Source organism: Streptomyces sp. V4I23 (assembly GCF_030817975.1).
Taxonomy (GTDB): Bacteria; Actinomycetota; Actinomycetes; order Streptomycetales; family Streptomycetaceae; genus Streptomyces.
On record NZ_JAUSZW010000004.1, the window covers coordinates 6,422,447 to 6,448,520 of the forward strand.

Below are 26,074 nucleotides of genomic sequence, written 5' to 3' on the forward strand. Positions count from 1 at the left end.
GTACGCGGACCCTTGCTGAACGGGACCGAGTCAACTCACCCCGACGGGAGGGCGGGAGCGTGCGCGCATGGCATATGCGGGCACGCCCCGCGCACCCCGTGTGAATCCTTGTTCGAATTCTCCTGCGGCCGTGTCAGGAGTAGGTGTAGAAGCCCGAGCCGGACTTCCGGCCGAGCCGGCCCGCGTCGACCATCCGCTGGAGCAGCGGGGGAGCGGCGTACAGAGGCTCCTTGTACTCGGCGTACATCGAGTCGGCGACCGAGGCGACCGTGTCCAGGCCGATCAGGTCCGACAGCTTCAGCGGCCCCATCGGGTGGGCGCAGCCCATCTCCATGCCGTTGTCGATGTCCTCACGGCTGGCGATGCCCGACTCGAACATCCGGATCGCGGACAGCAGGTACGGGATGAGCAGGGCGTTCACCACGAAGCCGGAGCGGTCCTGCGCCCGGATCGGGTGCTTGTCCAGCACCTGCTGCACCACGGCCTCGGAGCGCTTGATCGTCTCCTCGGAGGTGGTCAGCGCCGGAATCAGTTCGACCAGCTTCTGCACCGGGGCCGGGTTGAAGAAGTGGATGCCGATGACCTGGTCGGGACGCGAGGTCGCGACGGCCAGCCTCACCAGCGGGATCGAGGAGGTGTTGGAGGCGAGGATCGCGTCCTGCCGGGTCACCACCTGATCGAGTACCTGGAAGATCTCAGTCTTGACCTGCTCGTTCTCGACCACGGCCTCGATGACGAGATCGCGGTCGGCGAACTCCCCGAGGTCGGTCGTGAAGGAGAGGCGCTCCAGGGTGGCGTCGCGCTCCTCCTCGGTGATCTTTCCGCGCTCGGCCGCCTTGGTCAGGGAGTTGTACAGCCGGGTGCGGCCGATCTCCAGCGCCTCGCCCGTGGTCTCGGCCACCTTCACCTCGAGGCCGCTGCGGGCACACACCTCCGCGATGCCCGCGCCCATCTGGCCGCAGCCCACCACTCCGACGCGTGCAATGTCGGCCATTGAGTCCGTCACCTGATGCCTTTCGCTGGTCCTTCGGTCGGCAGGTCCCCCGTACGGTTCCGGCGCCCGCCGACCCCCCGACGTTACTCCGGACGCGTGGGTGACCGAGCCGCAGGGGCGGGCATGCTCTGCGGGACACGGCAATCGCTACCGTCAGCGACAAGGGTGGGCATATGGGGCATTTGAGGAGAAGAGGTTTTGTGGTCGCGGCGGCCGGAGCACTGGCCGCGCTCGCGACGAGCGGGGAGGCGGCCTTCGCCCGCTCCTCGGAGGGGGCCGGGGCAGCGGGGGAAGGGGTGCCGATGGGCAGGGCCGCGCGGGGGAAGCGGGCCACGCGGGAGTTCCGCGGGATGTGGCTGGCGACGGTCGGCAACCGCGACTGGCCGTCGGTGCCGGGCCTGAGCGCGGCCGAGCAGCGCGCCGAGCTGCTGGCCCACCTCGACACCGCGGTGGAGCGCCGGCTGAACGCGGTGATGTTCCAGGTGCGGCCGACGGCCGACGCGCTGTGGCCGTCGCCGCACGAGCCGTGGAGCCAGTACCTCACCGGTGTCCAGGGGCGGGATCCCGGCTGGGACCCGCTCGGTACCGCGGTGCGGGAGGCGCACCGGCGCGGTCTGGAACTGCACGCCTGGTTCAACCCGTACCGGGTGGCGATCCACGCGGACCCCTCCAGGCTGGTGCCCGGCCATCCGGCCAGGCAGCACCCGGACTGGATCGTTCCGTACGGCGGGAAGCTGTACTACAACCCTGGCATGCCTGAGGTCCGGGCCTTCGTCGAGGACGCCATACTGGACGCCGTCCGCCGCTACGACATCGATGCCGTGCACTTCGACGACTACTTCTACCCGTATCCCGTCGCCGGCCAGTACTTCGACGACGACGCGGCCTGGGCCCGCTACGGCTCGGGATACGCGAACAGGGCCGCCTGGCGCCGGGCCAACGTCGACCTGCTGGTGCGGGAGATGGGCGCGCGGATCAGGAGCGAGAAGAAGCACATCCGCTTCGGGATCAGCCCCTTCGGCGTTTGGCGCAACGCCTCCACCGACCCGGCCGGGTCCCGTACGACAGCGGGCGTGCAGACGTACGACGACCTCTACGCCGACACCCGTACCTGGGTCAGGCGGGGCTGGATCGACTACGTCGTCCCGCAGGTGTACTGGCACATGGGCTTCGCCGCCGCCGACTACTCGACACTCGTGCCCTGGTGGTCGGCCGTCGCCGACGGCACGGGAGTCGACCTGTACATCGGCGAGGCGCTGTACAAGGCGGGAATCCCGGGCCAGCCCGCGGCATGGCACGACCCCGCGGAACTCTCCCGCCACCTCACGTACGCCTCGCGGTACCCGCAGGTGGGCGGACACTGCTTCTTCTCCGCGCTGGAGGTGAGGGCCGATCCCCTGGGGGCGATGACGAAGGTGGTGGAGGACCACTACCCGACCCGGGTGCGGACGGGGGGCTGAGCCCGGCGCCCGCGCTCCCGGACCGGGACGGTGTGGTCAGGACTTCTCGTGGTGCTGGACCACGCAGTCGGGCCCGGGGGACAGCACCGCTTCGTGCCCGTCGTCGAAACGGACGCGGTACGGAGGAGTGCCGTCGGGTCCCAGCACCTTGAGGACTTCGGCGTGCTTGTCGTGCTGCCCCACGGTCCTGCCGTGCACCAGCAGCGTGTCGCCCTCGTTTGCTTGCATCCGGAGTGACCTCCTCGGCAACCGGTCCGTTTGGTGGGTCTTTTCGAGTCTACGGCCGGGGGTGCGCCGCGCATCCCCGGCCGTAGACCTCAGGTCCCCGGCCGTGGACCTCAGGTCCGGGCCCGCTGGGTGACCGCGATGCACACGAGGACGCCCACGGCGGCGAGCGGGGCCTCGGGGGAGAGGGTCTCGCCGAGGAGGGCCACCGACCAGACCAGGGTGAGCAGCGGCTGGGCGAGCTGGAGCTGGCTGGCCCTGGCGATGCCGATCTCGGCCATGCCGCGGTACCAGACGTACAGCCCGAGGAAGGTCGATCCGACCGCCACCCAGACCAGTCCGGTCACGCCCTTGGCGGTGAGGTGCACCGGCTCGACGGAGAGCGCGACGAGGGACCCGGCCACGCTCAGCGGAAGGCACATGACCAGCGCCCAGCCGATGACGTGCCATCCGGGCATCACCGAGGCGAGCCTGCCGCCCTCGGTGTAGCCGGCGGCGCAGACCAGCAGGGCGCCGAAGAGGTACAGATCGCCCGTGTGCAGGGCCCCGCCGCTCTGCTGCACGGTGAAGGCGATCACGACCACGGCTCCGGCGAGCGCGGCAGCCCAGAACGTGGGCGACGGCCGGCGACCCGTGCGCAGGGCCGCGAAGACCGCCGTGGTCAGCGGCAGCAGTCCCACGACGACCGCGGCGTGCGAGGTGGTCGAGGTCTGCAGGGCCAGGGTCGTCAGCAGCGGAAAGCCCACGACGACCCCGCCGCCGACGACCGCGAGTCCTGCCCAGTGGCGGCGCTCCGGGACGCGGACGCGCAGCGCCAGCAGGAACCCGCCCGCGACGAGCGCCGCGAGGACACTGCGCACGGCGACCAGGGACCAGGGGCCGAAGCTGTCCAGGCCCCAGACGGTCGAGGGGAACGTCAGCGAGAAGGCGAGGACGCCGAGCGCGGCGAGGACCGTGCCGCTGCTGACCGCTATCGTGGTGGTGGGAGTAGCGCTATCCTGTGCTGTCATGCAAGAGCGTAGCAGTGTGGCCGAACTGGCGAACTCGCTGAAGCGGGAACTGGACCGCTACTCACCAGGAGGGAAGCTGCCGTCGAGCAGAGCGCTCGTCGAGCGCTACCGCGTCTCGCCGGTGACCGTCTCCCGCGCGCTCGCCCAGCTCGTCGCCGAAGGACTTGTCGTCACGCGGCCCGGTGCCGGGGCCTTCCGTGCCCACCCGCGCACCGACGCCCCGCCGGCCGGCGACACCTCCTGGCAGGAGGTCACCCTCAGCGCCGACGCCGCCGCCGAGGCGGTACCGCGCACCGTCGACGCGTCCGGAGTCCTCGTCACCCTGGCCGTGCCCCCGCCGGGCGTCGTCGAGTTCAACGGCGGCTACCTGCACTCCTCCCTCCAGCCCGAACGGGCCATGGCGGCGGCCCTCGCCCGCGCCGGCCGCCGCCCCGGAGCCTGGAGCAGACCGCCCACCGACGGCCTGCCCGAACTGCGCGAATGGTTCGCCCGCTCGATCGGCGAGACGGTCGGTCCGGCGGACGTCCTGGTCACGGCGGGCGGCCAGTCCGCGCTCACCACCGCCCTCCGCGCGCTCGCCCCGCCCGGCTCGCCCGTCCTCGTCGAATCGCCCACGTACCCCGGCATGCTGGCCATCGCCCGTGCCGCGGGGCTGCGGCCGGTCCCGGTTCCGGTGGACGCCGACGGCGTGCGGCCCGACCTGCTCGGCGCCGCCTTCCGCGCCACCGGGGCCCGCGTCTTCGTCTGCCAGCCGCTCTTCCAGAACCCGACCGGCGCGGTCCTCGCCTCCGAGCGCCGCCCCGAGGTGCTGCGTGTGGCCCGAGAGGCGGGCGCGTTCGTCATCGAGGACGACTTCGCGCGGCGACTCGTCCACGAGGACGCGGGCCCGCTGCCCAGGCCGCTCGCGGCCGACGACCACGACGGCGTCGTCGTCCACGTCAGCTCGCTCACCAAGGCCACCTCGCCCAGCCTGCGCGTCGGCATGCTCGCCGCCCGCGGACCCGTGCTCGGACGGCTGCGCGCCATCCACGTCGTCGACACCTTCTTCGTCCCCCGGCCCCTCCAGGAAGCCGCACTCGAACTCGTCGGCGCGCCCGCGTGGAACCGTCACCTGCGTGCCGTGGCCGGCGAACTGAAGGTCCGCCGCGACACCATGACGGCCGCGCTGCGGCTCCACCTGCCCCACCTCGCCCTGCCGCACATCCCCTCCGGCGGCTATCACCTCTGGCTGCGACTGCCCGACACCGTCGACGAGAGCGCACTCGTCGCCGCAGCGCTGCGGGCCGACGTCGCGGTGGCCCCCGGCCGCCCGTACTTCTCCGCCGAACCGACCGCCGGGCACATCCGCCTGAGCTTCGCGGGCGTCGCCGGTGTCGGTGAGATCACCGACGGGGTGCGCAGGCTGGAGACCGCCTACGGCGAGCTGACGAGGTGACCGCAGGCCCCGGGGATACTCCGATGACAGCCCTCGGACCCGTGTGCGACGCTCCCGCCATGACCGAGGTGATGCATGGCGCGTACACGATTTCCGCCGACCCGGCCCGGCTGGACGAGGACCGGATCCACCACTGGCTCTCCACCGAGGCGTACTGGGCGCTCGGGCGCAGCCGGGAGAAGCAGGACCGGGCCATCGCCGGATCGGTCAACTTCGGTGCGTACGAGACGGTCTCGGGGCAGATGGCCGGCTTCGCGCGGGTGGTCACCGACCACGCCACCTTCGCCTGGCTCTGCGACGTCTACGTCGACCGGTCCGCCCGGGGCGAGGGGCTGGGCACCGCATTGGTCACCGCCGTCCGCGACCACTTCGCGCCCCTGGGACTGCGCCGCATCCTGCTCACCACCGACGACGCCCACGGCCTCTACGAGAGGCTGGGCTTCACGGAGCTCGCCGTCCCCGGCAACTTGCTCAACCTGATGTTCGAGTGACCCCCTTGACCTGCGAGGCATTGACCATCACCATCACGCCATGACTGTCCGGGTCACCCTGATCGCCGCGGCGCGCAGCTCTCCGCTGCTCACGGAGCGGTTCGACGACGACCGGCCGCTCGACCAGGCGGGCTGGCACGAGGTGCAGCTCGCCGCGCACGCGCTCGTGCCGCTGAGCGCGGCCGAGCTGCGCTACTGCTCGCCCACCACCCGCAGCCGTGCGACCGGCGAGGCGCTCGGCTTCGCCCCGCTCGCCCAGCCGGCCCTGCGCGACTGCGACATGGGCCGCTGGCGCGGCTGCACGCTCGCCGAGGTGACCGCGCGCGAGCCCGCCGCGGTCGACGCCTGGCTCGCCGACCCGCGCAGCGCCCCCCACGGCGGCGAACCGCTGCTCGCGTTCATCTCGCGGATAGGCGGCTGGCTCGACACCCGGCCCGCGGACGACTGCCGTGCGATCGTGGCCGTGGCCGAACCGTCCGTGGTGCGGGCGGCCTTCGTGTACGCACTGCGCGCCCATCCCTCGATGTACTGGAACGTCGACGTCCGCCCGTTGTCGACGGTCACCCTCACCGGACAGCCGGGCCGCTGGCACCTGTGCCTGGAGGCGGCCGCCTGACCGGCGGGACACGGCTACCTCGCCGTCCCCACCACCCGCTCCGGCGTGATCCGGATGACCACGCGTACGGTCTCCGGCGGGAGGTCCAAGTACTCCTGCCCCGCGCCGGGACCCTCGTACTCCTCTGCCAGCCGCACCGCGAGCCCGCGTCCCCGGTCCTCCGTGACGGTCGCGGTCCCGCGCACCTCCACGTAGCGCAGCGGGTCCTTGCGGTCGTACACGGTCAGCGAGACGCGCGGGTCGCGGGCGATGTTGCGGTCCTTGCGCCGGCCGGCCTGCGAGGAGATCACCAGCGCGTCGCCCTCGCGGCCCACCCAGACGACCGACGTCTGCGGGCTGCCGTCGGGCAGTACGGTGGCGAGCACCGCCGGATTCGGCTCGTCGAACATCAGGCGGGCGGACTCGCTGAGAGGTATCGGCACGGGCAGAGGGTAACCTCCGCCCCGGTCGAGGTCATGGGGAAAACGGCCGTCCCTCACACCGGCCCGAGATCGCGGAGTCTGCGCTCCAGGCAGGCGGCCTCCGCCGCGTTCCCGGCGCCCGCGATCGCCGCTTCGTAGGCCGACGCCGCCTCGGCGCGGCGTCCGAGCCGCCGCAGCAGATCGGCCCGCACGGCGTGCAGCACGTGGAAATCGCCCAGCGTGGGGACGAGTGCCTCCACCAGGTCGAGCGCCGGGCGGGGGCCCCGCACCTCGGCCACGGCGACCGCCCGGTTGAGCGCCACCACCGGACTCGGCGCGATCGCCGTCAACTGGTCGTACAGGCGGAGGATCTGGCCCCAGTCCGTGGTGGCCGCGTCGCGCGCGTCACTGTGCACCGCGCTGATCGCCGCCTGGATCTGGTACGGCCCCGGCCTGCCGCGGCGCAGACACCGCCGCACCAGCGCCTGGCCCTCGGCGATAAGGTCCCGGTCCCACAGGCCACGGTCCTGCTCGGCGAGCACCACCAGCTCGCCGTCCGGGCCGGTGCGTGCGGGGCGACGGGACTCCGTCAGCAGCATCAGCGCCAGCAGGCCCAGCACCTCGGGCTCGTCCAGCATCAGACGGGCCAGCAACCGGCCCAGTCTCACCGCCTCCGCACACAGGTCCTCGCGCACCAGCCGGTCGCCGGAGCCCGCGCTGTAGCCCTCGTTGAAGACCAGGTAGACGACCGACAGCACGGCCGGCAGCCGGTCGGGCAGCTCGGCCTCGTCCGGGACGCGGTACGGGATCCGCGCATCGCGGATCTTGCCCTTGGCGCGGACCAGGCGCTGCGCCATGGCGGACTCGGTCACCAGGAACGCGCGGGCGATCTCCGCCGTGGTGAGCCCGCCGACCAGCCTCAGGGTCAGGGCGACGCGGGCGGCAGGCGCGAGAGCGGGATGGCAGCAGGTGAAGATCAGCCGCAACCGGTCGTCCTCCACGGGACCCTCCTCGAGCGGACGTTCGCGCGCATGCAGCAGCGCGGCCTGGGCGTGCCGGTCCGCCCGGGACGCCTCCCGCCGCAGACGGTCGATCGCCCTGTTGCGGCCGGTGGTGATGATCCAGCCCGCCGGGCCGGGCGGCACCCCGTCCACCGGCCACCGCTCCAGTGCCGCGGTGAACGCGTCCTGGACCGCTTCCTCGGCGATGTCGATGTCGCCGAAGACCCGGACGAGGACGGCGACGGCGCGTCCGTACTCCTCGCGGAAGACCCGCTCGACGGCCGCCGCGCCTCCCGTCCCCGCCGGCCCCGTCGTCATCCGCCGCTGCCGTGGGCGAGCGGCCTCACCTCGATCGGCAGCGTGATCGCGCGGGCCAGCTCGCGGCCCCACGCGAGCGCCGCGTCGAGGTCGGGCGCCTGGATGACGGTGAAACCGCCGAGATGCTCCTTGCCCTCGACGTACGGACCGTCGGTGGTGAGCACCTCGCCGTCCTTGAGCGTGAGGACGGTGGCGGTGCCCGGCGGGTGCAGCCCGCCGGAGAACACCCAGGCCTCGGCCTCCCTCAGGTCGGCGATCACGGCCTCGACGTCCCGCATGACCGGGTCCAGGACCTCGGGCGGCGGCGGGTCCCCGTCGGGCTGGTAGATGCTGAGCAGGTACTGCTGCATGGTGGCCTCCTCGGTGCGGTCGCGGCGTCCTGCCGCGTTCTCACCCTCTACACGAACGGGCCGGCCCCGGATCGACACGCCCCGCCGAGAAATTCCAGTGCGCGACGCCGGACCGTCCCTGGCGGGGTTGTGCGGCCCGGGGCGGCCGGGCCGCACCGTTCATGCGGCGGGCGTGAACACCAGGGACGCGTTGTGGCCGCCGAAGCCGAACGCGTTCGTCAGCGCCGCCTTGGGACCGACGCGCCTCGGCCCGCCCGTGACGACGTCGAGCTCCACCTCCGGGTCCGGCCGGTCCAGGTTCAGCGTCGGCGGAACGATCCCGTCCCGCACGGCGAGGATCGTCGCCAGCGCGCCCATCGCCCCTGCGGCGCCGAAGAGGTGGCCCGTCATGGACTTGGTCGCGGTGACGGCCGGGTGCGTGCCGACCGCCTCCGCGACGGACCGCGCCTCCACCAGATCGCCCACGGGGGTCGAGGTGGCGTGCGCGTGCACGAGACCCACGGCCCCGGGCGCCACTCCGGCCGCCTCGAGGGCCAGCCGCATCGCGCGGACCTGGCCCTCCGGGTGCCCGGCCGTGATGTGGTGGGCGTCGGAGGTGACGCCCGCCCCGGCGAGCGAGGCATGGGCACGGGCGGCCCTGGCGGCGGCGAACCCGGCCCGCTCCAGGACGACCACCACCGCGCCCTCGCCGATGACGAATCCGTCCCGGTCGGCGTCGAAGGGCCGCGAGGCCCGGCCCGGCTCGTCGTTGCGCGTCGAGTGCGCCTTGGCCTGTGCGAAACCGGCCAGCGGCAGCGGGTGGACGCAGGCCTCGGTGCCGCCGGCCACGACGACGTCGGCCCGGCCGAGCCGGATCAGGTCCAGGCCCATGGCGATCGCCTCGGCCCCGGAGGCGCACGCACTGACCGGGGTGTGGGCGCCGCCGCGGGCGCCGAGTTCGATGCTGACCCAGGCGGCGGGGCCGTTCGCCATCAGCATCGGCACGGTGTGCGGGGACACGCGCCGTACGCCGGACGACTCCAGGACGTCGTCCTGTCCGAGCATGGTCAGCGCGCCGCCGGTACCCGTGCCGATCACCACGGCGAGCCGCTCCGGATCGACCTCCGGGCGTCCGGCGTCCGCCCACGCCTCGCGCGCCGCGATCAGGGCGATCTGCTCGCAGCGGTCCAGGCGGCGCGCCTGTACCCGCTCCATGACCTCGGCCGGTTCGACCTTGAGCCGCCCCGCGATCCGTACGGGCAGTTCTGCCGCCCACTCGTCCTCGATCGCGGTGATCCCGGACTCGCCGGCGAGCAGCGCGGACCAGGTCGAGGCGACGTCGCCGCCGAGCGGGGTGGTCGCGCCCAGCCCCGTGACCGCCACGTGGTTCATGCCTCCCGGCATGGGAACCCCCTTTGTAGTGGAGTGACAACACCCGGTCCGGTCGGTCGCGGGTGTTCCGGTCTGTTGTGCCTCCACCCTGCCAAGTGCAGAAGGCCGAGCCGTGTGCGGCGATCGACCGAGTCGGTGATGATTGTTCTGTAGAGTTCCGACACTTCCTTGATGCTCATTACATCTACTCGCGCGAGAGGTCATTGCATAGTTCTGCATCGCTGCGTATAGTCATGCCATCGGTGAGGAGGCTTTCGATGACGGTTCGAGCAGCAGTGGCAGGGGCGAGCGGGTACGCGGGCGGAGAGTTGCTCCGACTGCTGCTGGCGCACCCAGAGGTCGAGATCGGCGCCCTCACCGCCAACTCCAACGCGGGCCAGCCGCTCGGCGCACTGCAACCGCACCTGCTGCCGCTCGCCGGCCGGGTGCTCCAGCCGACGACCGCCGACGTCCTCGCCGGCCACGACGTCGTGTTCCTCGCCCTTCCGCACGGCCAGTCCGCCGCCGTCGCCGAGCAGCTCGGGGACGACGTCCTGGTCGTCGACATGGGCGCCGACTTCCGGCTCGCCGACTCCGCCGACTGGGAGGCGTTCTACGGCTCCGAGCACGCCGGCACGTGGCCGTACGGCCTCCCCGAGCTGCCGGGCGCCCGCGCCGCGCTGGAGGGGTCCAAGCGTGTCGCGGTGCCCGGTTGCTATCCCACGGCCGTCTCGCTCGCGCTGTTCCCGGCCTACGCCGCGGGACTCGCCGAGCCCGAGGCCGTGATCACCGCCGCCACCGGCACCTCCGGCGCGGGCAAGGCCCTCAAGCCGCACCTGCTCGGCTCCGAGGTGATGGGCTCGATGAGCCCGTACGGCGTGGGCGGCAGCCACCGGCACACCCCCGAGATGATCCAGAACCTGAGCGCGGTGGCCGGGGAGCGCGTCACCGTCTCCTTCACCCCGACGCTCGCGCCGATGGCGCGGGGCATCCTCGCCACCTGCTCGGCGAAGGCGAAGCCGGGCACGACCGCGGGCGACGTCCGCGCCGCGTACGAGAAGGCGCTGGCGGACGAGCCGTTCGTCCACCTGCTGCCCGAGGGGCAGTGGCCCGCCACCGCCTCCGTCTACGGATCGAACGCCGTCCAGATCCAGGTGGCGTACGACCAGGCGGCCGGGCGCGTCATCGCCATCAGCGCCATCGACAATCTCACCAAGGGCACCGCGGGCGGCGCGGTGCAGAGCATGAACATCGCCCTCGGATTCGCCGAGGGCACGGGTCTTTCCACGATTGGAGTTGCGCCGTGAGCGTGACCGCAGCGAAGGGATTCACGGCGGCGGGCATCGCCGCCGGGATCAAGGAGAACGGCAACCCGGACCTGGCCCTCGTGGTCAACAACGGGCCGCGCCGCGCCGCCGCGGGCGTCTTCACCTCCAACCGCGTCAAGGCCGCGCCGGTCCTGTGGTCAGAGCAGGTCCTCAAGGGCGGCGAGGTCACCGCCGTGGTCCTCAACTCCGGCGGCGCCAACGCCTGCACCGGTCCCAAGGGCTTCCAGGACACCCACACCACCGCGGAGAAGGCGGCCGATGTCCTCGGCATCGGCGCGGGCGAGGTCGCCGTCGCGTCCACCGGACTCATCGGCGTCCTGCTCCCCATGGACAAGCTGCTGCCCGGCATCGAGCAGGCGGCCGCCCAGCTCAGCGAGCACGGCGGCGAGAAGGCCGCCATCGCCATCAAGACCACCGACACGGTCCACAAGACTGCTGTCGCGCAGGGCGAGGGCTGGACCGTCGGCGGCATGGCCAAGGGCGCGGGCATGCTCGCCCCGGGCCTCGCCACCATGCTCGTCGTGCTCACCACCGACGCGGACCTGGACGCGGCCACCCTCGACAAGGCACTGCGGAACGCCACCCGGCAGACGTTCGACCGGGTCGACTCCGACGGATGCATGTCCACCAACGACACCGTGCTGCTGCTCGCCTCCGGCGCGTCCGGCGCGAAGCCCGCGTACGAGGAGTTCGCCGACGCCGTGCGCACGGTCTGCGACGACCTGGCCCGGCAGCTGATCGGCGACGCCGAGGGCGCCTCCAAGGACATCCGCATCGAGGTGATCAACGCGGCGACCGAGGACGACGCCGTCGAGGTCGGCCGCTCCATCGCCCGCAACAACCTCCTCAAGTGCGCCATCCATGGCGAGGACCCGAACTGGGGCCGGGTGCTCTCCGCCATCGGCACCACCAAGGCCGCCTTCGAGCCCGACCAGCTGGGCGTCGCCATCAACGGCGTCTGGGTCTGCAAGAACGGCTCCGTCGGCGAGGACCGCGACCTGGTCGACATGCGCTACCGGGAGGTGCGCATCACCGCGGACCTGGCCGCGGGCGCCGAGTCCGCGGTCATCTGGGCCAACGACCTCACCGCCGACTACGTCCACGAGAACAGCGCGTACAGCTCATGAGCACCACGAGGAAGCACACCGCCCTGCCCAAGGCGCAGATCCTCATCGAGGCGCTGCCCTGGCTGACCCGCCACAACGGCAAGATCGTCGTCATCAAGTTCGGCGGCAACGCCATGATCGACGAGGAGCTGAAGGCAGCCTTCGCCCAGGACGTCGTCTTCCTGCGGCACGCCGGGCTCAAGCCCGTCGTGGTGCACGGCGGCGGCCCGCAGATCTCCGCCGCGCTCGACCGGCACGGGCTGGTCAGCGAGTTCAAGGCCGGCCTGCGGGTCACCACGCCCGAGGCCATGGACGTCGTACGGATGGTGCTCGCCGGGCAGGTCCAGCGCGAGCTGGTCGGCCTGCTCAACCAGCACGGGCCGCTCGCCGTCGGCCTCACCGGCGAGGACGCCCACACCATCACCGCCACCAAGCATCAGCCGACCATCGACGGGGAACTCGTCGACATCGGCCGGGTCGGCGAGATCACCGGGATCGACACCGGCGCCATCGAGGCACTGCTCGCCGACGGACGCATCCCGGTGATCTCCTCGATCGCCCGTTCCGAGGACGACGGACACGTCTACAACGTCAACGCCGATACGGCGGCTGCGGCACTCGCTGCGGCGCTGGGCGCCGAGACGCTGATGGTCCTCACCGACGTCGAGGGCCTGTACGAGGACTGGCCCCACAGCGACGAGGTCATCAGCCGCCTCACCGCCACCCAGCTGGAGAAGCTCCTGCCCGACCTCTCCAGCGGCATGGTCCCCAAGATGGAGGGCTGCCTGCACGCCGTGCGCAACGGGGTCAACACGGCCCGTGTGATCGACGGCCGGGTGCAGCACTCGATCCTGCTGGAGATCTTCACCGACGAGGGCATCGGCACGATGGTCGTGCCGGACGGACAGGGGGACTGACATGACGAACCAGGAGCTCACGCACCGGTGGCAGGGCGTGATGACGGACAACTACGGCACGCCGAGGCTGTCCCTGGTCCGCGGCGAGGGCGCCAGGGTCTGGGACGCCGACGGCACCGAGTACACCGACTTCGTCGGCGGCATCGCGGTCAACGCGTTGGGCCACGCCCACCCCGCGATCGTCGAGGCCGTCAGCCGTCAGATCGCCTCGCTCGGCCATGTCTCCAACCTCTTCGTCGCCGAGCCGCCCGTCGCGCTCGCCGAGCGGCTCGTCCAGCTCTTCGGCCGGCCCGGCCGGGTCTACTTCTGCAACTCCGGCGCCGAGGCCAACGAGGCCGCCTTCAAGATCGGCCGGCTGACCGGGCGCGGGCACATGGTCGCCACCACCGGCGGGTTCCACGGCCGGACCATGGGTGCCCTCGCCCTGACCGGACAGCCCGCCAAGCAGCAGCCGTTCCTGCCGCTGCCCTCGGACGTCACCCACGTCCCCTACGGCGACGCCGAGGCGCTGCGCGCGGCCGTCACCGAAGACACCGCACTGGTGATCATCGAGCCGATCCAGGGCGAGAACGGCGTGGTCGTACCGCCCAAGGGATACCTCGAGGCGGCGCGGAAGATCACCCGGGCCACCGGCACCCTGCTCGTCCTCGACGAGGTCCAGACCGGCATCGGGCGGACCGGCCACTGGTTCGAGCACCAGGCGCACCAGGGCGTCGAGCCCGACATCGTCACGCTGGCCAAGGGTCTGGGCGGCGGACTGCCCATCGGCGCGACCGTCGTCTTCGGCGAGGCGGCGGAGCTGCTGAAGCCCGGCCAGCACGGCACGACGTTCGGCGGCAACCCCGTCGCCTGCGCCGCCGGACTCGCCGTCCTCGACACCCTCGCGGCCGACGGAGTCCTCGACTCGGTCAAGCGGCTCGGCGAGAAACTGCGCGACGGAATCGAGGGTCTCGGGCACCCGTCCGTCTCCCGTGTCCGTGGCAGCGGCCTGCTGCTGGGTATCGTGCTCACCGGACCGCTCGCACCGAAGGTGCAGCAGGCGGCCCAGGATGCCGGGTTCCTGGTGAACGCCCCCGCGCCCGATGTCGTACGGCTCATGCCGCCCCTGATCATCGGCGACGCCGAGGTGGACGCGTTCCTCCAGGCGCTCCCGGGCATCCTCGACGCGAGCAACGGGGAAGGACGAGCCGGAGAATGAGACGACGATGACCGATGCCCGGTACGCCGAAAACGGTGAGCACGGCGGCCCCGCCGTACCGCAGACCCGCACGGCCCGCCACCGCCGGATCGTGGACATCCTCAACCGCCAGCCGGTGCGCTCACAGAGCCAACTGGCCAAGCTCCTCGCGGACAACGGGCTGAGCGTCACGCAGGCGACGCTCTCCCGCGACCTCGACGAGCTGGGCGCGGTGAAGATCCGCAACACGGGCGGCGAGCTGATCTACGCGGTGCCCAGCGAGGGCGGTTTCCGCACTCCGCAGGCGCCGCTGGGCGAGTCCGCCAAGGAGGAGCGCATGCGGCGCCTCTCCGCTGAGCTGCTGATCTCCGCGGAGGCGTCGGCGAATCTCGTGGTGCTGCGTACGCCGCCGGGCGCGGCCCAGTTCCTGGCCTCGGCCATCGACCAGGCCGAACTGCACGACATCCTCGGCACGATCGCGGGTGACGACACCCTGATGCTGATCAGCCGCGACCCGGCCGGCGGGCAGGCTCTCGCGGACCATCTGCTGCGGCTCGCGCAGAAGGAGCGCTGAACCGATACGGCGCGGCACTCCCCGGCCGGGTGCCGCGCCGCGCTGTGCCTCAGCGCGTGCTCACCGGGGGCAGCGGCGGCAGCGGCAGCGGCAGTCCCGGAAGGCCGTCGATGCTGGCCGCGATGTGCTCCTTCTTGGCGAAGTACGCGTCCAGCGACGCGTCGTCCTCGCGCGCGAACCGCTTTCCGTGCAGATCGCGGTCCTCGTCGTACGTCATGAACGGCACGGCGTACCCGCAGGTGTCCCGGATCAGTTCGGCCGTCACCACGATGACGGCGCGCAGCCCGTGCGGTGACGGATCGATCCCGGGAAAGTGCGCGAGCAGCCCGGCCCAGCGCTCGTCGTCGCGGAAGACCGCCTCGCCGCGCCCGTGCACGCGGACGATGTTGGGCGGCCCCTGGAAGGCGCACCACATCAGCGTGATGCGGCCGTTCTCGCGGAGGTGGGCGATCGTCTCCGCATTGCTGCCGGCGAAGTCGAGGTAGGCGACGGTCCGTTCGTCGATGACGGCGAACGACCCCTTCAGGCCCTTGGGGGAGAGGTTGACCGTGCCGTCCTCCGACAGCGGCGCGGTCGCGGTGAAGAACAGCGGTTGGGCCTCGATGAAGGCACGGAGTCGTCCGTCTATGTGCTCATGCGTCTTTCCCATGGGGGAATTATCGCCGTGCGGTGCGGCGCCCACCGGTGGTTTCAGAGCCTGAGACCCAGGTGGCCGCGCATCACGTTCATCACGTAGTCGCTGAACAGATGCGTGCACCGCCCGAGCAGCGCGTCCAACTCCGCCCGCACACCGCCCTCGTCCGCGCGGAGGTCCGCGTACGGCAGCTCCTCGAGCCAGCGACGCTCCTGCACGGTGGCTGCCGCGTTCCGCCGCACACCGGGGTCGGCGTCGGACAACAGGCGGACAGCGGCGCGCAGTTGGGTGACACCTCCGTGCGCCTTCAGCAGCCGGAAGGCCGCCCGGCGCGTGTGCGCGGGCAGCTCGGGCGACAGCCGCGCGAGGAGCGCCTCCGCCGGCAGCCGGCGCGCGAACGGCAGGAGGGCGCGCGCCGCTTCGCGGGCCACGGCCGCCGACGGGTCGTCGAGCAGCGGGTGTACGTCCTCCCAGGGGACCGCCTGGAGCAGTCGCAGACCGGCGACCGCCTGGGCGCGCACCCCCGCCACGGGGTGCGTGAGAAAGCCGCGCAGCAGAGCGGCGTCCTCGCGCCGGCCGCACTCGGCGAGCCCTGTCACGGCCCAGGGCACGAGCGCGCCGGGGTCGGCGCACAGCTCCGTGCAGGCGGCGTGCGGGTCCCCGCCGCTCCCGCTCACGAGCCAGCGGGCGCAGGCGCGCACCAGAGGAGAGCGGTCGGTGAGGTGACGGGCCGCCTCGTCCGCACGGCCCGCCCGCCGCAGCGCGGTCACCCCGGCCGACCGTACGAGCGGCGCATGGGCGCCCAGCAGGATGTCGACGGCCTCGTCGTCCGGTCCCTCGGCCGCCATCGCGGCGAGCGCCGCGTCCGACCACCACCGCCACAGGACGGGGTCCAGGTCGTCGGCCGCGTGCCGCGCGAGCTCGCGTGCCCCGAGCAGGCCGTGGTCCAGGACGACGCGGGCGACGAGCCGCCGGGCGGCGGTGTCCCGGCCGAACCCGCCGAGCCGGGCGAGCGCGAGGTGCGGCGCGGCCCGCAGGGTCTCCTCGAACAGCTCACGGGCCCACACCCCCAGCTCGCGGCGGCCGACCCGCAGTACCAGCGGGGTCAGGGTGCGCAGCGCGGCCTCGGGCTCGGCCCGGAGGTGCTCCGCGAGCATCCGGCGGGCCCGCAGCCGCACCGGCTCGACCCAGTCGGCGCACCTGATGACGGTGAGGTGCCAGAAGGCGGGACTGCTGCCTCCCGCGGCGAGGGCCGCCTCCCTCACCCGTCCGTCCGGATGGCACAGAGCGGTCTCCGGCTGAGCCCTCAGCCGGTCGGCCGGCTCGCTGCCGTACCGGCCGAGCTCGCGCACCGCGTGGTCGAGGGCCGTCCAGCAGTCCGGGTCGTCGAAGTCGAGGACGTGGCTCGCCGGGAGTCCCCGCATCAGGTGGCCGACGGCTTCACGGCCCGCCGACGTGTCCCATCGCTTGCCCCAGCCCATCTGTTCTCCCCCTGATCGTCCGTGGTGGGTGCCGAGCCTAGGGAGGTTGTGCGGCCGGGACCAGCGCTTTTCCGGGTCGATTGACAAAACATACGGAACTCTGCATAGTTATACCTGTCAGTGATCGCACCGTAAGGAGAACCCCGTGACCGAGCGCGTCGTACTCGCCTACTCGGGCGGCCTGGACACCTCCGTTGCCATCGGCTGGATCGCGCAGGAGACGGGCGCCGAGGTCGTCGCGGTCGCCGTGGACGTCGGCCAGGGCGGCGAGGACCTGGACGTCATCCGCAAGCGCGCTCTCGCCTGCGGTGCTGTCGAGGCCGAGGTCGCGGACGCCAAGGACGAGTTCGCCGAGGAGTACTGCCTCCCCGCGATCAAGGCCAACGCGCTCTACATGGACCGCTACCCGCTGGTCTCCGCGCTCTCCCGGCCGGCGATCGTCAAGCATCTCGTCGCCGCCGCCAAGAAGCACGGCGCCACCACCGTCGCCCACGGCTGCACCGGCAAGGGCAACGACCAGGTGCGCTTCGAGGCCGGCATCGTCGCCCTCGCGCCCGAGCTCACGTGCATCGCCCCGGTCCGCGACTACGCGATGACCCGGGACAAGGCGATCGCCTTCTGCGAGGAGAAGCAGCTTCCGATCGCCACCAGCAAGAAGTCGCCGTACTCCATCGACCAGAACGTCTTCGGACGGGCCGTCGAGACCGGCTTCCTGGAGGACATCTGGAACGCGCCGATCGAGGACATCTACGAGTACACCTCGAACCCGGCGGAGCCGCGGGAGGCCGACGAGGTCGTCATCACCTTCAAGGAGGGTGTCCCGGTCGCCGTCGACGGCAAGCCCGTCACCGTGCTCCAGGCCGTTCAGCAGCTCAACGAGCGGGCCGGCGCCCAGGGCATCGGCCGGATCGACATGGTCGAGGACCGGCTCGTCGGCATCAAGTCCCGCGAGGTGTACGAGGCCCCCGGCGCGATCGCACTGATCACCGCCCACCAGGAGCTGGAGAACGTGACCGTCGAGCGCGAGCTCGCCCGGTACAAGCGGCAGGTCGAGCAGCGCTGGGGCGAGCTGGTCTACGACGGCCTGTGGTTCTCGCCGCTCAAGCGGGCCCTGGACGGCTTCATCGACGAGGCCAACCGGCACGTCAGCGGCGACATCCGGATGACGTTGCACGGCGGCCGGGCCGTCGTCACCGGCCGGAAGTCCGACGAGTCGCTGTACGACTTCAACCTCGCCACCTACGACTCGGGCGACACGTTCGACCAGTCCAAGGCGCAGGGCTTCATCGAGATCTTCGGCCTGTCGCAGAAGATCGCGGCGCGGCGTGATCTGCGGGCGTAGCCCACGGGACCTCGCGTAACCCGCACGCGTCGTGACGGGACCTCGCGTAACCCGCACGCGTTGTACAGACCGCCTCCCCGGACAGTCCGGCAAGGCCGGGGGCGGTGTCCCCCGGGCGACCTCCGGGGGAGGCCGCACATCACAACCCTCCCAAGGAGCAACAGCTGTGAGCAGCAACAACGGTGACGTCCGGCTCTGGGGCGGCCGCTTCGCCGACGGCCCCGCCGAGGCGCTGGCGAAGCTGTCGGCGTCGGTCCACTTCGACTGGCGTCTGGCGCCGTACGACATCGCCGGGTCCCGTGCCCATGCGCGCGTGCTGCACAAGGCGGGCCTGCTCACCGAGGACGAGCTCACGCGCATGCTGGCCGGCCTGGACCGGCTGGAGGCGGACGTCGCCTCCGGGGAGTTCACCGGCACCATCGCCGACGAGGACGTGCACACCGCACTCGAGCGGGGCCTCCTCGAGCGGCTCGGCCCGGACCTCGGCGGCAAGCTCCGCGCCGGCCGCTCCCGGAACGACCAGGTCGCCACGCTCTTCCGGATGTACCTGCGGGATCACGCCCGGATCATCGGGGGGCTCATCGCCGACCTCCAGGACGCCCTCGTCGGCCTCGCCGAGGCGCACCCGGACGTCGCCATGCCGGGCCGTACGCACCTCCAGCACGCCCAGCCCGTTCTGTTCGCGCACCACGTCCTCGCGCACGTGCAGTCCCTGTCCCGCGACGCGGAGCGGCTGCGCCAGTGGGACACCCGTACCGCCGTCTCCCCGTACGGCTCCGGCGCGCTGGCCGGCTCTTCCCTCGGGCTCGACCCGGAGTCGGTGGCCAAGGACCTGGGCTTCGAGCGCGGTTCCGCGGGCAACTCGATCGACGGAACGGCCTCGCGCGACTTCGTCGCCGAGTTCGCCTTCATCACCGCGATGATCGGTGTGAACCTCTCCCGGATCGCCGAGGAGGTCATCATCTGGAACACGAAGGAGTTCTCCTTCGTGACCCTGCACGACGCCTTCTCGACCGGGTCGTCGATCATGCCGCAGAAGAAGAACCCCGACATCGCGGAGCTCGCCCGCGGCAAGTCCGGACGCCTCATCGGGAACCTCACCGGCCTGCTCGCCACGCTCAAGGCACTGCCGCTCGCCTACAACCGCGACCTCCAGGAGGACAAGGAGCCGGTCTTCGACTCCTGCGACCAGCTCGAGGTCCTGCTGCCCGCGTTCACGGGGATGATGGCGACGCTCACCGTCAACCGGGAGCGCATGGAGGAACTCGCTCCCGCCGGCTTCTCGCTCGCCACCGACATCGCCGAATGGCTGGTCAAGCAGGGCGTGCCGTTCCGGGTCGCACACGAGGTCGCCGGTGAGTGCGTCAAGGAGTGCGAGCAGCAGGGCATCGAGCTCGACCAGCTGACGGACCAGCAGTTCGCGAAGATCTCGCCGCACCTCACGCCCGAGGTCCGCACCGTCCTGAACGTGCCCGGCGCACTGGCCTCCCGCAGCGGCCGCGGCGGCACGGCCCCCTCGGCGGTCGCCGTCCAGCTCAACGAGGTCAAGGCCGATCTGGTGATACAGCACGCCTGGGCCTCCGCCAAGGCCAAGCGCTGACGGCCCGCAGCACTACAGCGCCGCCGCCCAGTCCGCGAGCGCGTCGAAGTCCGGCCGGGTCAGCCCGATCCGCTCGTCGACGCGCAGCAACAGGGCGGCGGCGAGGTGCTGTTGCTCCACGTACTCGTGGTCGTACGGCGTGATGTCGTCGTCGACCCAGGCGAAGGGCCGCCCCGCCGCGTACTCGAGGATGTACTGCGTCTTCCAGAAGGTGCCGCGCGGCGCCCTTCCGTGCATCTGGGGCCAGTCGACGAACGGCAGCTCCGGCAGCCCGAGCCGGGGCCCGATCCAGTCGTTCGCCTCGCCCTTCCAGGTCGTCGCCCACACCAGGTCGTACCACCGCGCGAGGGCGAGCAGCTCGGTGCCGTGACCGGGGTTGAGCCACACCCGCAGCGGTTTGCCGTCCGTCCAGCCGGTCGGGCGCATCCGGTGCGTGCCGTATCCCTCCGGTCTGCGCTCGGGTTGGGCCGCGTACGGATTGAGCGGGCCGTCGACGTCGATCAGCAGCAGGGGTTTCACGGGCAGCCGTCTCCTTGGGAAAGTCAGCGGGGCGGTCGGGCGCGGGCGCGCCGGTGGGCGGCCACGCGTTCGCGGGTGGCGCAGCGGTGTGAGCAGGAGCGATGGGCGGGGCCGCTGCCGACGACGGTGAAGACGTTCCGGCCGGTGCGGAGGGTGACCGCCGGGGGCCCCGGATCAGGACGGTCGGCGCGAGACACGACGACGCGAGGAACCACTCACCCCACGGGGCGTCGTCGCGGCCCGGGTGGGGGGACCTCCGCGGTGCCGCCGTGCGAAGTCAGGCGCAGTGTACCGGCGTTGAGCGCCGGCAGCCGGTTCGGCACGGTGACCGCGGCGTCGAGGTCCTCGGCCGCGAAGGCCTCCGGCAACAGCGAGCGGCGTCCCGCATCCGGGCGAGGTCCGTGCCGGACAGCGCGATTGCACCGCTCCCGCCGTGGTCGTCGTCAGCACCCGCTCGACCCGCGCCGCGTCCACCGGCTCCTCGTCCGGGACCGGGCACGGAAGGGGCCGGACACCACGGCCCGACGGAGGCGCCCTGGACCTACGGCCTGATGGGACACTCGTGCATTGAATGATACATTAATGTCTCATATGGCTTATCATCGTCTCATGGCCATGGATCATGAACAGGTACTCCGTACCGCCGCCGCCCTGCTGTCCCGGAAATCGACCGCCACCATGGACGAGGTCGCCCGGGCCGCCGGCATCGGCCGTGCCACGCTGCACCGCCACTTCGCCGGCCGCGACGCACTCGTCCGCGCGCTCGAGGCGTTCGGCATCCAGGAGTTCGAGGGCGCGCTCGACCGGGCGCGGCTCGACGAGGGAGACGCGAGCGACGGCCTGCGGCGGCTGATCGCCGAGATGGAGCCCGCCGCCGATCTGCTGGCCTTCCTCTACAGCGAGAGCCAGCTGTTCGAGGGGGACCAGGTCAACGAGGGCTGGTCGCGGCTCGACGCCCGGGTCGCGGCGTACTTCCGGCGCGGCCAGGAGCGGGGCGAGTTCCGCATCGATCTCCCGCCCGCATGGCTGACCGAGGCGCTGTACGCGCTGATCGGCTCCTGCGCGTGGGCCGTCATGGACGGCCGCGTCGCCAAGAAGGACTTCCAGTACATGACCGCCGAGCTGTTGCTCGGCGGAGCTCGACGGAGTGTGAAGACATGATCAGCACCTTGCGGCCCACGACCAGGGCGGACGAGACCGTGTACCGCCCCGGGCGGTGGCTGGCGCTCTCCGTCCTGGTGCTGGCCGTCCTGCTGGTGGCGGTCGACGCGACCGTCCTCGGCCTCGCGACCCCGTTCCTGAGCGAGGACCTCGAACCGACCGGCAACCAGCTCCTGTGGATCGGTGACGTCTACTCCTTCGTCATCGCCGGACTCCTCGTCTCGATGGGCAGCCTCGGCGACCGCATCGGGCGCAAGAGGCTCCTGCTCGGCGGCGCGGTCGCGTTCGGCGCCGTGTCCGTGCTCAACGCGTACGCCACCAGCCCCGAGATGATGATCGCCGCCCGGGCGCTGCTCGGTGTCGCGGGCGCCACGCTGATGCCGTCCACGCTGGCCCTGATCCGCAACATCTTCCACGACCCGAAGGAGCGCAGCCTCGCCATCGGCATCTGGGGCGCCATGGCCTCGGCCGGCGCCGCCGTCGGACCCGTGGTCGGCGGCTTCCTGCTGGAGCACTTCTGGTGGGGCTCCGTCTTCCTGATCAACCTGCCCGTGATGGCCGTCCTGGTCATCGTCGGCGTCAAGCTGCTGCCCGAGTCCAGGAACGCGGGGGCCGGTCCGTGGGACCTTGCCAGTGTCGCCCTGTCGCTCGTGGGCATGGTCGGCGTCGTGTACGCGATCAAGGAGGCGGCGAGCCACGGCCCCAGTCCGGTCGCGGGCGCCGCGGCGGTGATCGGCGTCGCCGCGCTGTACGGCTTCGTACGCCGGCAGCTGACGCTGCCCGCACCGCTGCTCGACATGCGGCTGTTCCGGAACCGGGGCTTCTCCGGCGCGGTCCTCGCCGACCTGCTGACCATTCTGGGCCTGTCCGGCCTGGTGTTCTTCCTGTCCCAGTTCCTGCAACTGGTCCAGGGCAGGCAGCCGTTCGAGGCCGGACTCGCGGAGCTGCCCGCCGCGATCGGCGCGGTGGCCACCGGACTCGTCGCCGGCACCGTGGCCCGGCGCTTCTCGGTACGGTCGGTGGTCGCGGGCGGTCTGGCCGCCGTCGGCCTGGCACTGGCCGCGCTGACGTTCCTGGGCCAGTCCACCGGCTATCCGATGCTGGGCGCGGCACTGCTGGTCGTCGGCGCGGGCGCGGGCTTCTCGTTCACCGTCACGGCCGACGTGATCCTCTCCAGCGTGCCCAAGGAGCAGGCGGGCGCGGCCTCCGCGGTGTCCGAGACCGCCTACGAACTCGGCGCGGCGCTCGGCATCGCGCTGCTCGGCTCCGTCCTGACCGGCGTCTACAGCGGCTTCGTCACCCCGGCCGGAGTGCCGGCGGCCACCGCGTCGGCGGCGCACGAGTCACTGGGCGGCGCGGTGGAGGCGGCCGCCCGCCTGCCCCACGGCGAAGCGGCGGCGCTGCTGGCCGCTGCGCAGGAGGCCTTCGTCGACGGCCTGCGGGCGGCGGCGGGCGCGGGCGCGGTGGTCCTGCTGGCGACGTCGGCCGCGGCGTGGTTCCTGCTGCGGGGGCAGAAGCTGGCTGACGGCGTGGAGCACTGACGCACGGGGGCCGCCGGGCGAGCTGTTTCGCTCCGTGGAATCCAGCCCCGCCGACGATTGAGGCGCTGGGGGTCCCCCACGCCCGCAGGGCGTAGGTGGGGGTCCCTCCCACGGCCGCCAGGCCGTAGGGGGAGGGCCCGGGGACGGAGCCCCGGGCCCTCCCCGACAGGCTCAGGCCGCCTTCGCCTTCGTGGCGTACATGTCCACGTACTCCTGGCCCGACAGCCGCATGACCTCCGCCATCACCGAGTCCGTGACCGCCCGCAGCACATAGCGGTCGCGGTCCATCCCCTCGTAGCGCGAGAACTCCATCGGCTCGCCGAAGCGGACCGTCACCCGGCCCGGGCGCGGCAGGCCCGCGCCGCCCGGCTGGAGCTTGTCCGTGCCGATCATCGCGAAGGGGACCACCGGCGCGCCCGTCATCAGCGTCAGGCGCGCGATGCCCGTACGGCCCCGGTACAGACGGCCGTCGGGGGAGCGGGTGCCCTCGGGGTAGATGCCGAAGACCTTGCCCTCCTCCAGCACCCGGCGGCCCGTCATCAGCGCGGCGACACCGCCGTTGGCGCCGTCGCGGTCGACCGGGATCATGCCGACGCCGGTGAAGAACCATGCCATCGCGCGGCCCTTGAGGCCCTTGCCGGTGACGTACTCGTCCTTGCCGATGAAGAACACCGGACGGTCGGTCACCAGGGGCAGCACCATCGAGTCGATGAAGGTGAGGTGGTTCCCGGCGAGGATCACCGGCCCCGTCCCCGGAATGTTCTCGGCGCCTTCCACGCGGGGGCGGAACATCAGGCGCAGGAACGGCCCAAGCACTGCCTTGATGAGCGTCAAGCGGGACAACGGGTCCTCCGGTGTCATGGGACGGGACGGTGATGGCCGGCGCAGTCGCTGCATGCGGTGCGTGAGTCTGTGCAGGTGAGGACGATACTCGCGGGTCGCGCCCCTCGCACATCGGGTTCACGAAGGTGATACGCACTGTTGACGCGCGTTTTTGCGGTGTTCGCCCAGGGTCTGCCGCGGGTAAGGGGCGGCTGCCTACGATCGGGCGACGCTCGACAGGTGCGGGACATCACATGGAGGAACGTTTCATGACACAGGGTGCGAGCAGCAGTCCGGCACGCCGAACCATTCTGGGAGCCGCCGTTCTGAGTACGGCCGTTCTCGGCGTCGGCGCAGGTGCGGGCGCGGCACAGGCCGGTGAGCGCCCCGGCGGCGGCCCGACGTACAAGGGACTGCCCGTGCCCGCCGTGATCGCGCACCGCGGGGCCAGCGGCTACCGGCCCGAGCACACCCTCGGGGCGTACCAGTTCGCCCTCGACATGGGCGCGCACGTCATCGAGCAGGACCTGGTGCCCACCAAGGACGGTCATCTCGTATGCCGTCACGAGAACGACATCACGGGCACCACGGACGTCGCCCAGCACCCCGAGTTCGCCTCGCGCAGGGCCACCAAGTCCGTCGACGGCGTCAGCATCACCGGCTGGTTCACCGAGGACTTCACGCTCGCCGAGCTGAAGACGCTCCGCGCCAAGGAGCGCATACCGGGCACCCGCCAGGAGAACACGCTCTACGACGGCCGCTGGACCGTGCCCACCTTCGAGGAGGTGCTGCGCTGGGCCGAGGACGAGGGCCGCCGCCGCGGCCGCCCGGTGTGGCTGCACGTCGAGACCAAGCACCCCACCTACTTCCGGGGCATCGGGCTCGGTCTCGAGGAGCGCCTGGCCAAGCTGCTGCGGCGCTACGGACGCCATCGCGCGGACTCGCCGACGTTCCTGCAGTCCTTCGAGCCCACCAGCATGGAGCGCATGGCGCGGCTCGTGGGCACGCCGCGCGTCGTCCTGCTGTGGACTCCCGACGACCGCCCGTGGGACTTCCGGGAGTCGGGCGACCCGCGCACCGTCGCCGACCTGGTCACGCCCGAGGGGCTGGTCTGGATCGCCGGATTCGCCCAGGGCATCGGCCCGTTGCTCGACCTCGTCATCCCCAAGGACGCGAACGGCCGCCTGACCGAGGCCACGACGCTCGTGCGCGACGCGCACGCCGAGGGCCTGGTGGTGCACCCGTACACGATGCGCAACGAGAACAGCTTCCTGCCCGCCGACTTCCGCCGCGGCACCGACCCCAACGCCTACGGGGACGTCTTCGGCGCGTACAAGGCGTATCTGGCGACCGGGATCGACGGCATCTTCACCGACAACCCGGACACGGGCCTGCTCGCGGTGGCGGACTTCACCGCCTGACGAGCCTCCGGCCCGCCGGCGGGGTCCGGTCACGCCACACCCGGACCCCGCGGACCCGGCCGCCCGTCACGGGCTGCCGGGTCCTTCCCGTCGGTCTCAGGCGACCGGAGTCCGGTTGACGGCCGATCGCCGCTCCCCGGCGGCTTCGGCCACAGGCGACGGCCCCCGTACGAGTGATGGCGCCCGCTCTCCGAAACCGCGGGCCCCCAGGCGGACGTCAGGCCGGGCATGACGGTTCTCGACGAAACCCCCGCCCATGTCGTCAGCGTCCTCGGCCCGCTCGTCAGCGCCGAGGCCACCGCGGAGGCGCCCGGCACCGCCCTGGAGGCAGGTGACCTCGAACAGGCCGTGTGGGTACGGCTGCTGGAGCGGCTCGACGACGACGGCCCGCCGCCGGACGTCGCCCGCTGGGTCAAGGCGGCCGTCCGCGCCGAGGCCCGCCGTGCCCGCCGTACGGCCGCCCGGGAACTGCCGTACCGTCACGAACCCGCCGACGGCCCCGCCGCCGACCCGTCCGGCGGCCCCGAGCCCGCCGCCCTGCGGTCGGAGCGCCGGCGCGCGCTGCGCGCCGCCGTCGCCCGCACCCCAGGGAACTGTCCCCGGCTGCTGACTGCGATGTTGTCCCCGAAGGACCCCACCTACCGCGAAATCGCAGGGACGTTGGGAATGTCACAGGGGAGTCTGGGGCCGATGCGTTCCCGCTGCCTGGGATGTCTGCGCAGAATGCTCGCGGCAGAGGTTGCGGCTCCTGAACATCGGGGAAAGGAGCGGTAGACAACCGGCGGACAGGTGAGCGGGAG

General features: G+C 72.1%; 26 protein-coding genes. 15 read left to right on the plus strand and 11 right to left on the minus strand.

The window, feature by feature from the left end; genetic code table 11:
- Positions 1 to 133: 133 nt before the first annotated feature.
- Entirely contained in the window at positions 134 to 994 is an 861-nt protein-coding gene (locus QFZ82_RS31485; protein ID WP_307716361.1) for a 3-hydroxybutyryl-CoA dehydrogenase, read from the minus strand.
- Positions 995 to 1,167: 173 nt separating this feature from the next.
- Between QFZ82_RS31485 and QFZ82_RS31490 the strand changes: the two genes are divergently transcribed.
- The gene (locus tag QFZ82_RS31490) at positions 1,168 to 2,454 is read left to right on the plus strand and encodes a glycoside hydrolase family 10 protein (protein ID WP_307716362.1); all 1,287 of its coding nucleotides are present in this window, start codon (positions 1,168 to 1,170) and stop codon (positions 2,452 to 2,454) included.
- Between the two features lie 36 nt (positions 2,455 to 2,490).
- On the opposite strand, the gene QFZ82_RS31495 is transcribed toward QFZ82_RS31490, so the two are convergent.
- Positions 2,491 to 2,682 carry a DUF1918 domain-containing protein gene (locus QFZ82_RS31495; RefSeq protein WP_177153465.1) on the minus strand — a complete coding sequence of 64 codons (192 nt, stop codon included), beginning with the start codon at positions 2,680 to 2,682 and terminating at the stop codon, positions 2,491 to 2,493.
- 110 nt (positions 2,683 to 2,792) lie between these two features.
- Positions 2,793 to 3,689 (minus strand): DMT family transporter, encoded by an 897-nt coding sequence (locus tag QFZ82_RS31500; RefSeq protein WP_307716363.1) that lies wholly within the window; start codon positions 3,687 to 3,689, stop codon positions 2,793 to 2,795.
- Here QFZ82_RS31500 and QFZ82_RS31505 point away from each other — a divergent pair.
- The 3 genes from QFZ82_RS31505 to QFZ82_RS31515 are packed head-to-tail and all read left to right on the plus strand — an operon-like array spanning position 3,688 to position 6,231.
- Positions 3,688 to 5,124: a PLP-dependent aminotransferase family protein gene (locus tag QFZ82_RS31505; protein ID WP_307716364.1), complete on the plus strand. Its 1,437-nt coding sequence runs from the start codon at positions 3,688 to 3,690 to the stop codon at positions 5,122 to 5,124. The genes QFZ82_RS31500 and QFZ82_RS31505 overlap by 2 nt on opposite strands.
- Before the next feature lie 59 nt (positions 5,125 to 5,183).
- Positions 5,184 to 5,615: a GNAT family N-acetyltransferase gene (locus QFZ82_RS31510; RefSeq protein WP_307716365.1), complete on the plus strand. Its 432-nt coding sequence runs from the start codon at positions 5,184 to 5,186 to the stop codon at positions 5,613 to 5,615.
- A gap of 40 nt (positions 5,616 to 5,655) precedes the next feature.
- On the plus strand, positions 5,656 to 6,231 hold the full coding sequence (locus tag QFZ82_RS31515) for a histidine phosphatase family protein (RefSeq protein ID WP_307716366.1): 576 nt from the start codon (positions 5,656 to 5,658) through the stop codon (positions 6,229 to 6,231).
- Positions 6,232 to 6,245: 14 nt separating this feature from the next.
- Here the strand turns inward: QFZ82_RS31515 and QFZ82_RS31520 are convergent, their stop codons facing one another.
- From QFZ82_RS31520 to QFZ82_RS31535, 4 genes are all read right to left on the minus strand, one after another.
- Positions 6,246 to 6,653, minus strand: coding sequence for a PPOX class F420-dependent oxidoreductase (locus tag QFZ82_RS31520; protein ID WP_307716367.1), 408 nt, complete (start codon positions 6,651 to 6,653; stop codon positions 6,246 to 6,248).
- Positions 6,654 to 6,706: 53 nt separating this feature from the next.
- Entirely contained in the window at positions 6,707 to 7,951 is a 1,245-nt protein-coding gene (locus QFZ82_RS31525; protein WP_307716368.1) for an RNA polymerase sigma factor, read from the minus strand.
- Positions 7,948 to 8,301: a YciI family protein gene (locus QFZ82_RS31530; RefSeq protein WP_307716369.1), complete on the minus strand. Its 354-nt coding sequence runs from the start codon at positions 8,299 to 8,301 to the stop codon at positions 7,948 to 7,950. The genes QFZ82_RS31525 and QFZ82_RS31530 overlap by 4 nt, the downstream gene beginning before the upstream one ends.
- A 159-nt stretch (positions 8,302 to 8,460) precedes the next feature.
- Entirely contained in the window at positions 8,461 to 9,684 is a 1,224-nt protein-coding gene (locus QFZ82_RS31535; RefSeq protein WP_307716370.1) for a beta-ketoacyl synthase, read from the minus strand.
- Positions 9,685 to 9,929: 245 nt separating this feature from the next.
- Between QFZ82_RS31535 and argC the strand changes: the two genes are divergently transcribed.
- Genes argC through QFZ82_RS31560 form a run of 5 tightly spaced genes read left to right on the plus strand, consistent with a single transcriptional unit; the run spans position 9,930 to position 14,753 of the window.
- On the plus strand, positions 9,930 to 10,958 hold the full coding sequence (gene argC / locus QFZ82_RS31540) for an N-acetyl-gamma-glutamyl-phosphate reductase (protein WP_307716371.1): 1,029 nt from the start codon (positions 9,930 to 9,932) through the stop codon (positions 10,956 to 10,958).
- Positions 10,955 to 12,106, plus strand: coding sequence for a bifunctional glutamate N-acetyltransferase/amino-acid acetyltransferase ArgJ (argJ, locus tag QFZ82_RS31545; RefSeq protein ID WP_307716372.1), 1,152 nt, complete (start codon positions 10,955 to 10,957; stop codon positions 12,104 to 12,106). The genes argC and argJ overlap by 4 nt, the downstream gene beginning before the upstream one ends.
- A complete protein-coding gene (argB, locus tag QFZ82_RS31550; protein WP_307716373.1) occupies positions 12,103 to 13,002 on the plus strand; it encodes an acetylglutamate kinase in 900 nt (299 codons plus the stop codon). The genes argJ and argB overlap by 4 nt, the downstream gene beginning before the upstream one ends.
- 1 nt (position 13,003) lies before the next feature.
- Positions 13,004 to 14,200, plus strand: coding sequence for an acetylornithine transaminase (locus tag QFZ82_RS31555; RefSeq protein WP_307716374.1), 1,197 nt, complete (start codon positions 13,004 to 13,006; stop codon positions 14,198 to 14,200).
- Positions 14,201 to 14,207: 7 nt separating this feature from the next.
- Positions 14,208 to 14,753, plus strand: coding sequence for an arginine repressor (locus QFZ82_RS31560; protein WP_307716375.1), 546 nt, complete (start codon positions 14,208 to 14,210; stop codon positions 14,751 to 14,753).
- A gap of 49 nt (positions 14,754 to 14,802) precedes the next feature.
- On the opposite strand, the gene QFZ82_RS31565 is transcribed toward QFZ82_RS31560, so the two are convergent.
- Entirely contained in the window at positions 14,803 to 15,402 is a 600-nt protein-coding gene (locus tag QFZ82_RS31565) for a pyridoxamine 5'-phosphate oxidase family protein (protein WP_307716376.1), read from the minus strand.
- A gap of 41 nt (positions 15,403 to 15,443) precedes the next feature.
- Positions 15,444 to 16,868 (minus strand): hypothetical protein, encoded by a 1,425-nt coding sequence (locus QFZ82_RS31570; RefSeq protein ID WP_307716377.1) that lies wholly within the window; start codon positions 16,866 to 16,868, stop codon positions 15,444 to 15,446.
- 145 nt (positions 16,869 to 17,013) lie between these two features.
- On the opposite strand from QFZ82_RS31570, the gene QFZ82_RS31575 reads away from it, so the two are divergent.
- Complete coding sequence (locus tag QFZ82_RS31575; RefSeq protein WP_307716378.1) at positions 17,014 to 18,210, plus strand: argininosuccinate synthase; 1,197 nt, start codon at positions 17,014 to 17,016, stop codon at positions 18,208 to 18,210.
- Positions 18,211 to 18,376: 166 nt separating this feature from the next.
- On the plus strand, positions 18,377 to 19,810 hold the full coding sequence (argH, locus tag QFZ82_RS31580) for an argininosuccinate lyase (RefSeq protein ID WP_307716379.1): 1,434 nt from the start codon (positions 18,377 to 18,379) through the stop codon (positions 19,808 to 19,810).
- A gap of 12 nt (positions 19,811 to 19,822) precedes the next feature.
- Here argH and QFZ82_RS31585 read toward each other — a convergent pair whose 3' ends face one another.
- Positions 19,823 to 20,329: an HAD domain-containing protein gene (locus tag QFZ82_RS31585; RefSeq protein ID WP_307716380.1), complete on the minus strand. Its 507-nt coding sequence runs from the start codon at positions 20,327 to 20,329 to the stop codon at positions 19,823 to 19,825.
- A 609-nt stretch (positions 20,330 to 20,938) separates the two neighbouring features.
- Here QFZ82_RS31585 and QFZ82_RS31590 point away from each other — a divergent pair.
- Positions 20,939 to 21,490 carry a TetR/AcrR family transcriptional regulator gene (locus QFZ82_RS31590; protein WP_307716381.1) on the plus strand — a complete coding sequence of 184 codons (552 nt, stop codon included), beginning with the start codon at positions 20,939 to 20,941 and terminating at the stop codon, positions 21,488 to 21,490.
- Entirely contained in the window at positions 21,487 to 23,031 is a 1,545-nt protein-coding gene (locus tag QFZ82_RS31595) for an MFS transporter (RefSeq protein ID WP_307716382.1), read from the plus strand. The genes QFZ82_RS31590 and QFZ82_RS31595 overlap by 4 nt, the downstream gene beginning before the upstream one ends.
- 171 nt (positions 23,032 to 23,202) lie before the next feature.
- Here QFZ82_RS31595 and QFZ82_RS31600 read toward each other — a convergent pair whose 3' ends face one another.
- Positions 23,203 to 23,892: a 1-acyl-sn-glycerol-3-phosphate acyltransferase gene (locus tag QFZ82_RS31600; RefSeq protein WP_307716383.1), complete on the minus strand. Its 690-nt coding sequence runs from the start codon at positions 23,890 to 23,892 to the stop codon at positions 23,203 to 23,205.
- Between the two features lie 230 nt (positions 23,893 to 24,122).
- On the opposite strand from QFZ82_RS31600, the gene QFZ82_RS31605 reads away from it, so the two are divergent.
- Together QFZ82_RS31605 and QFZ82_RS31610 are read left to right on the plus strand one after the other, a co-directional pair.
- A complete protein-coding gene (locus QFZ82_RS31605; protein ID WP_307716384.1) occupies positions 24,123 to 25,274 on the plus strand; it encodes a glycerophosphodiester phosphodiesterase in 1,152 nt (383 codons plus the stop codon).
- Between the two features lie 228 nt (positions 25,275 to 25,502).
- Positions 25,503 to 26,048, plus strand: coding sequence for a sigma-70 family RNA polymerase sigma factor (locus QFZ82_RS31610; RefSeq protein ID WP_307716385.1), 546 nt, complete (start codon positions 25,503 to 25,505; stop codon positions 26,046 to 26,048).
- Positions 26,049 to 26,074: the final 26 nt, after the last annotated feature.

What these genes read in the sequence shown, in the direction of transcription:
- QFZ82_RS31485 (WP_307716361.1), bottom strand. Translation starts at nt 994, where the DNA reads ATGGCCGACATTGCACGCGTCGGAGTGGTGGGCTGCGGCCAGATGGGC.
- QFZ82_RS31490 (WP_307716362.1), top strand. Translation starts at nt 1,168, where the DNA reads ATGGGGCATTTGAGGAGAAGAGGTTTTGTGGTCGCGGCGGCCGGAGCA.
- QFZ82_RS31495 (WP_177153465.1), bottom strand. Translation starts at nt 2,682, where the DNA reads ATGCAAGCAAACGAGGGCGACACGCTGCTGGTGCACGGCAGGACCGTG.
- QFZ82_RS31505 (WP_307716364.1), top strand. Translation starts at nt 3,688, where the DNA reads ATGCAAGAGCGTAGCAGTGTGGCCGAACTGGCGAACTCGCTGAAGCGG.
- QFZ82_RS31500 (WP_307716363.1), bottom strand. Translation starts at nt 3,689, where the DNA reads ATGACAGCACAGGATAGCGCTACTCCCACCACCACGATAGCGGTCAGC.
- QFZ82_RS31510 (WP_307716365.1), top strand. Translation starts at nt 5,184, where the DNA reads ATGACCGAGGTGATGCATGGCGCGTACACGATTTCCGCCGACCCGGCC.
- QFZ82_RS31515 (WP_307716366.1), top strand. Translation starts at nt 5,656, where the DNA reads ATGACTGTCCGGGTCACCCTGATCGCCGCGGCGCGCAGCTCTCCGCTG.
- QFZ82_RS31525 (WP_307716368.1), bottom strand. Translation starts at nt 7,951, where the DNA reads ATGACGACGGGGCCGGCGGGGACGGGAGGCGCGGCGGCCGTCGAGCGG.
- QFZ82_RS31530 (WP_307716369.1), bottom strand. Translation starts at nt 8,301, where the DNA reads ATGCAGCAGTACCTGCTCAGCATCTACCAGCCCGACGGGGACCCGCCG.
- QFZ82_RS31535 (WP_307716370.1), bottom strand. Translation starts at nt 9,684, where the DNA reads ATGCCGGGAGGCATGAACCACGTGGCGGTCACGGGGCTGGGCGCGACC.
- argC (WP_307716371.1), top strand. Translation starts at nt 9,930, where the DNA reads ATGACGGTTCGAGCAGCAGTGGCAGGGGCGAGCGGGTACGCGGGCGGA.
- argB (WP_307716373.1), top strand. Translation starts at nt 12,103, where the DNA reads ATGAGCACCACGAGGAAGCACACCGCCCTGCCCAAGGCGCAGATCCTC.
- QFZ82_RS31555 (WP_307716374.1), top strand. Translation starts at nt 13,004, where the DNA reads ATGACGAACCAGGAGCTCACGCACCGGTGGCAGGGCGTGATGACGGAC.
- QFZ82_RS31560 (WP_307716375.1), top strand. Translation starts at nt 14,208, where the DNA reads ATGACCGATGCCCGGTACGCCGAAAACGGTGAGCACGGCGGCCCCGCC.
- QFZ82_RS31565 (WP_307716376.1), bottom strand. Translation starts at nt 15,402, where the DNA reads ATGGGAAAGACGCATGAGCACATAGACGGACGACTCCGTGCCTTCATC.
- QFZ82_RS31570 (WP_307716377.1), bottom strand. Translation starts at nt 16,868, where the DNA reads ATGGGCTGGGGCAAGCGATGGGACACGTCGGCGGGCCGTGAAGCCGTC.
- QFZ82_RS31590 (WP_307716381.1), top strand. Translation starts at nt 20,939, where the DNA reads ATGGCCATGGATCATGAACAGGTACTCCGTACCGCCGCCGCCCTGCTG.
- QFZ82_RS31595 (WP_307716382.1), top strand. Translation starts at nt 21,487, where the DNA reads ATGATCAGCACCTTGCGGCCCACGACCAGGGCGGACGAGACCGTGTAC.
- QFZ82_RS31600 (WP_307716383.1), bottom strand. Translation starts at nt 23,892, where the DNA reads ATGACACCGGAGGACCCGTTGTCCCGCTTGACGCTCATCAAGGCAGTG.
- QFZ82_RS31605 (WP_307716384.1), top strand. Translation starts at nt 24,123, where the DNA reads ATGACACAGGGTGCGAGCAGCAGTCCGGCACGCCGAACCATTCTGGGA.
- QFZ82_RS31610 (WP_307716385.1), top strand. Translation starts at nt 25,503, where the DNA reads ATGACGGTTCTCGACGAAACCCCCGCCCATGTCGTCAGCGTCCTCGGC.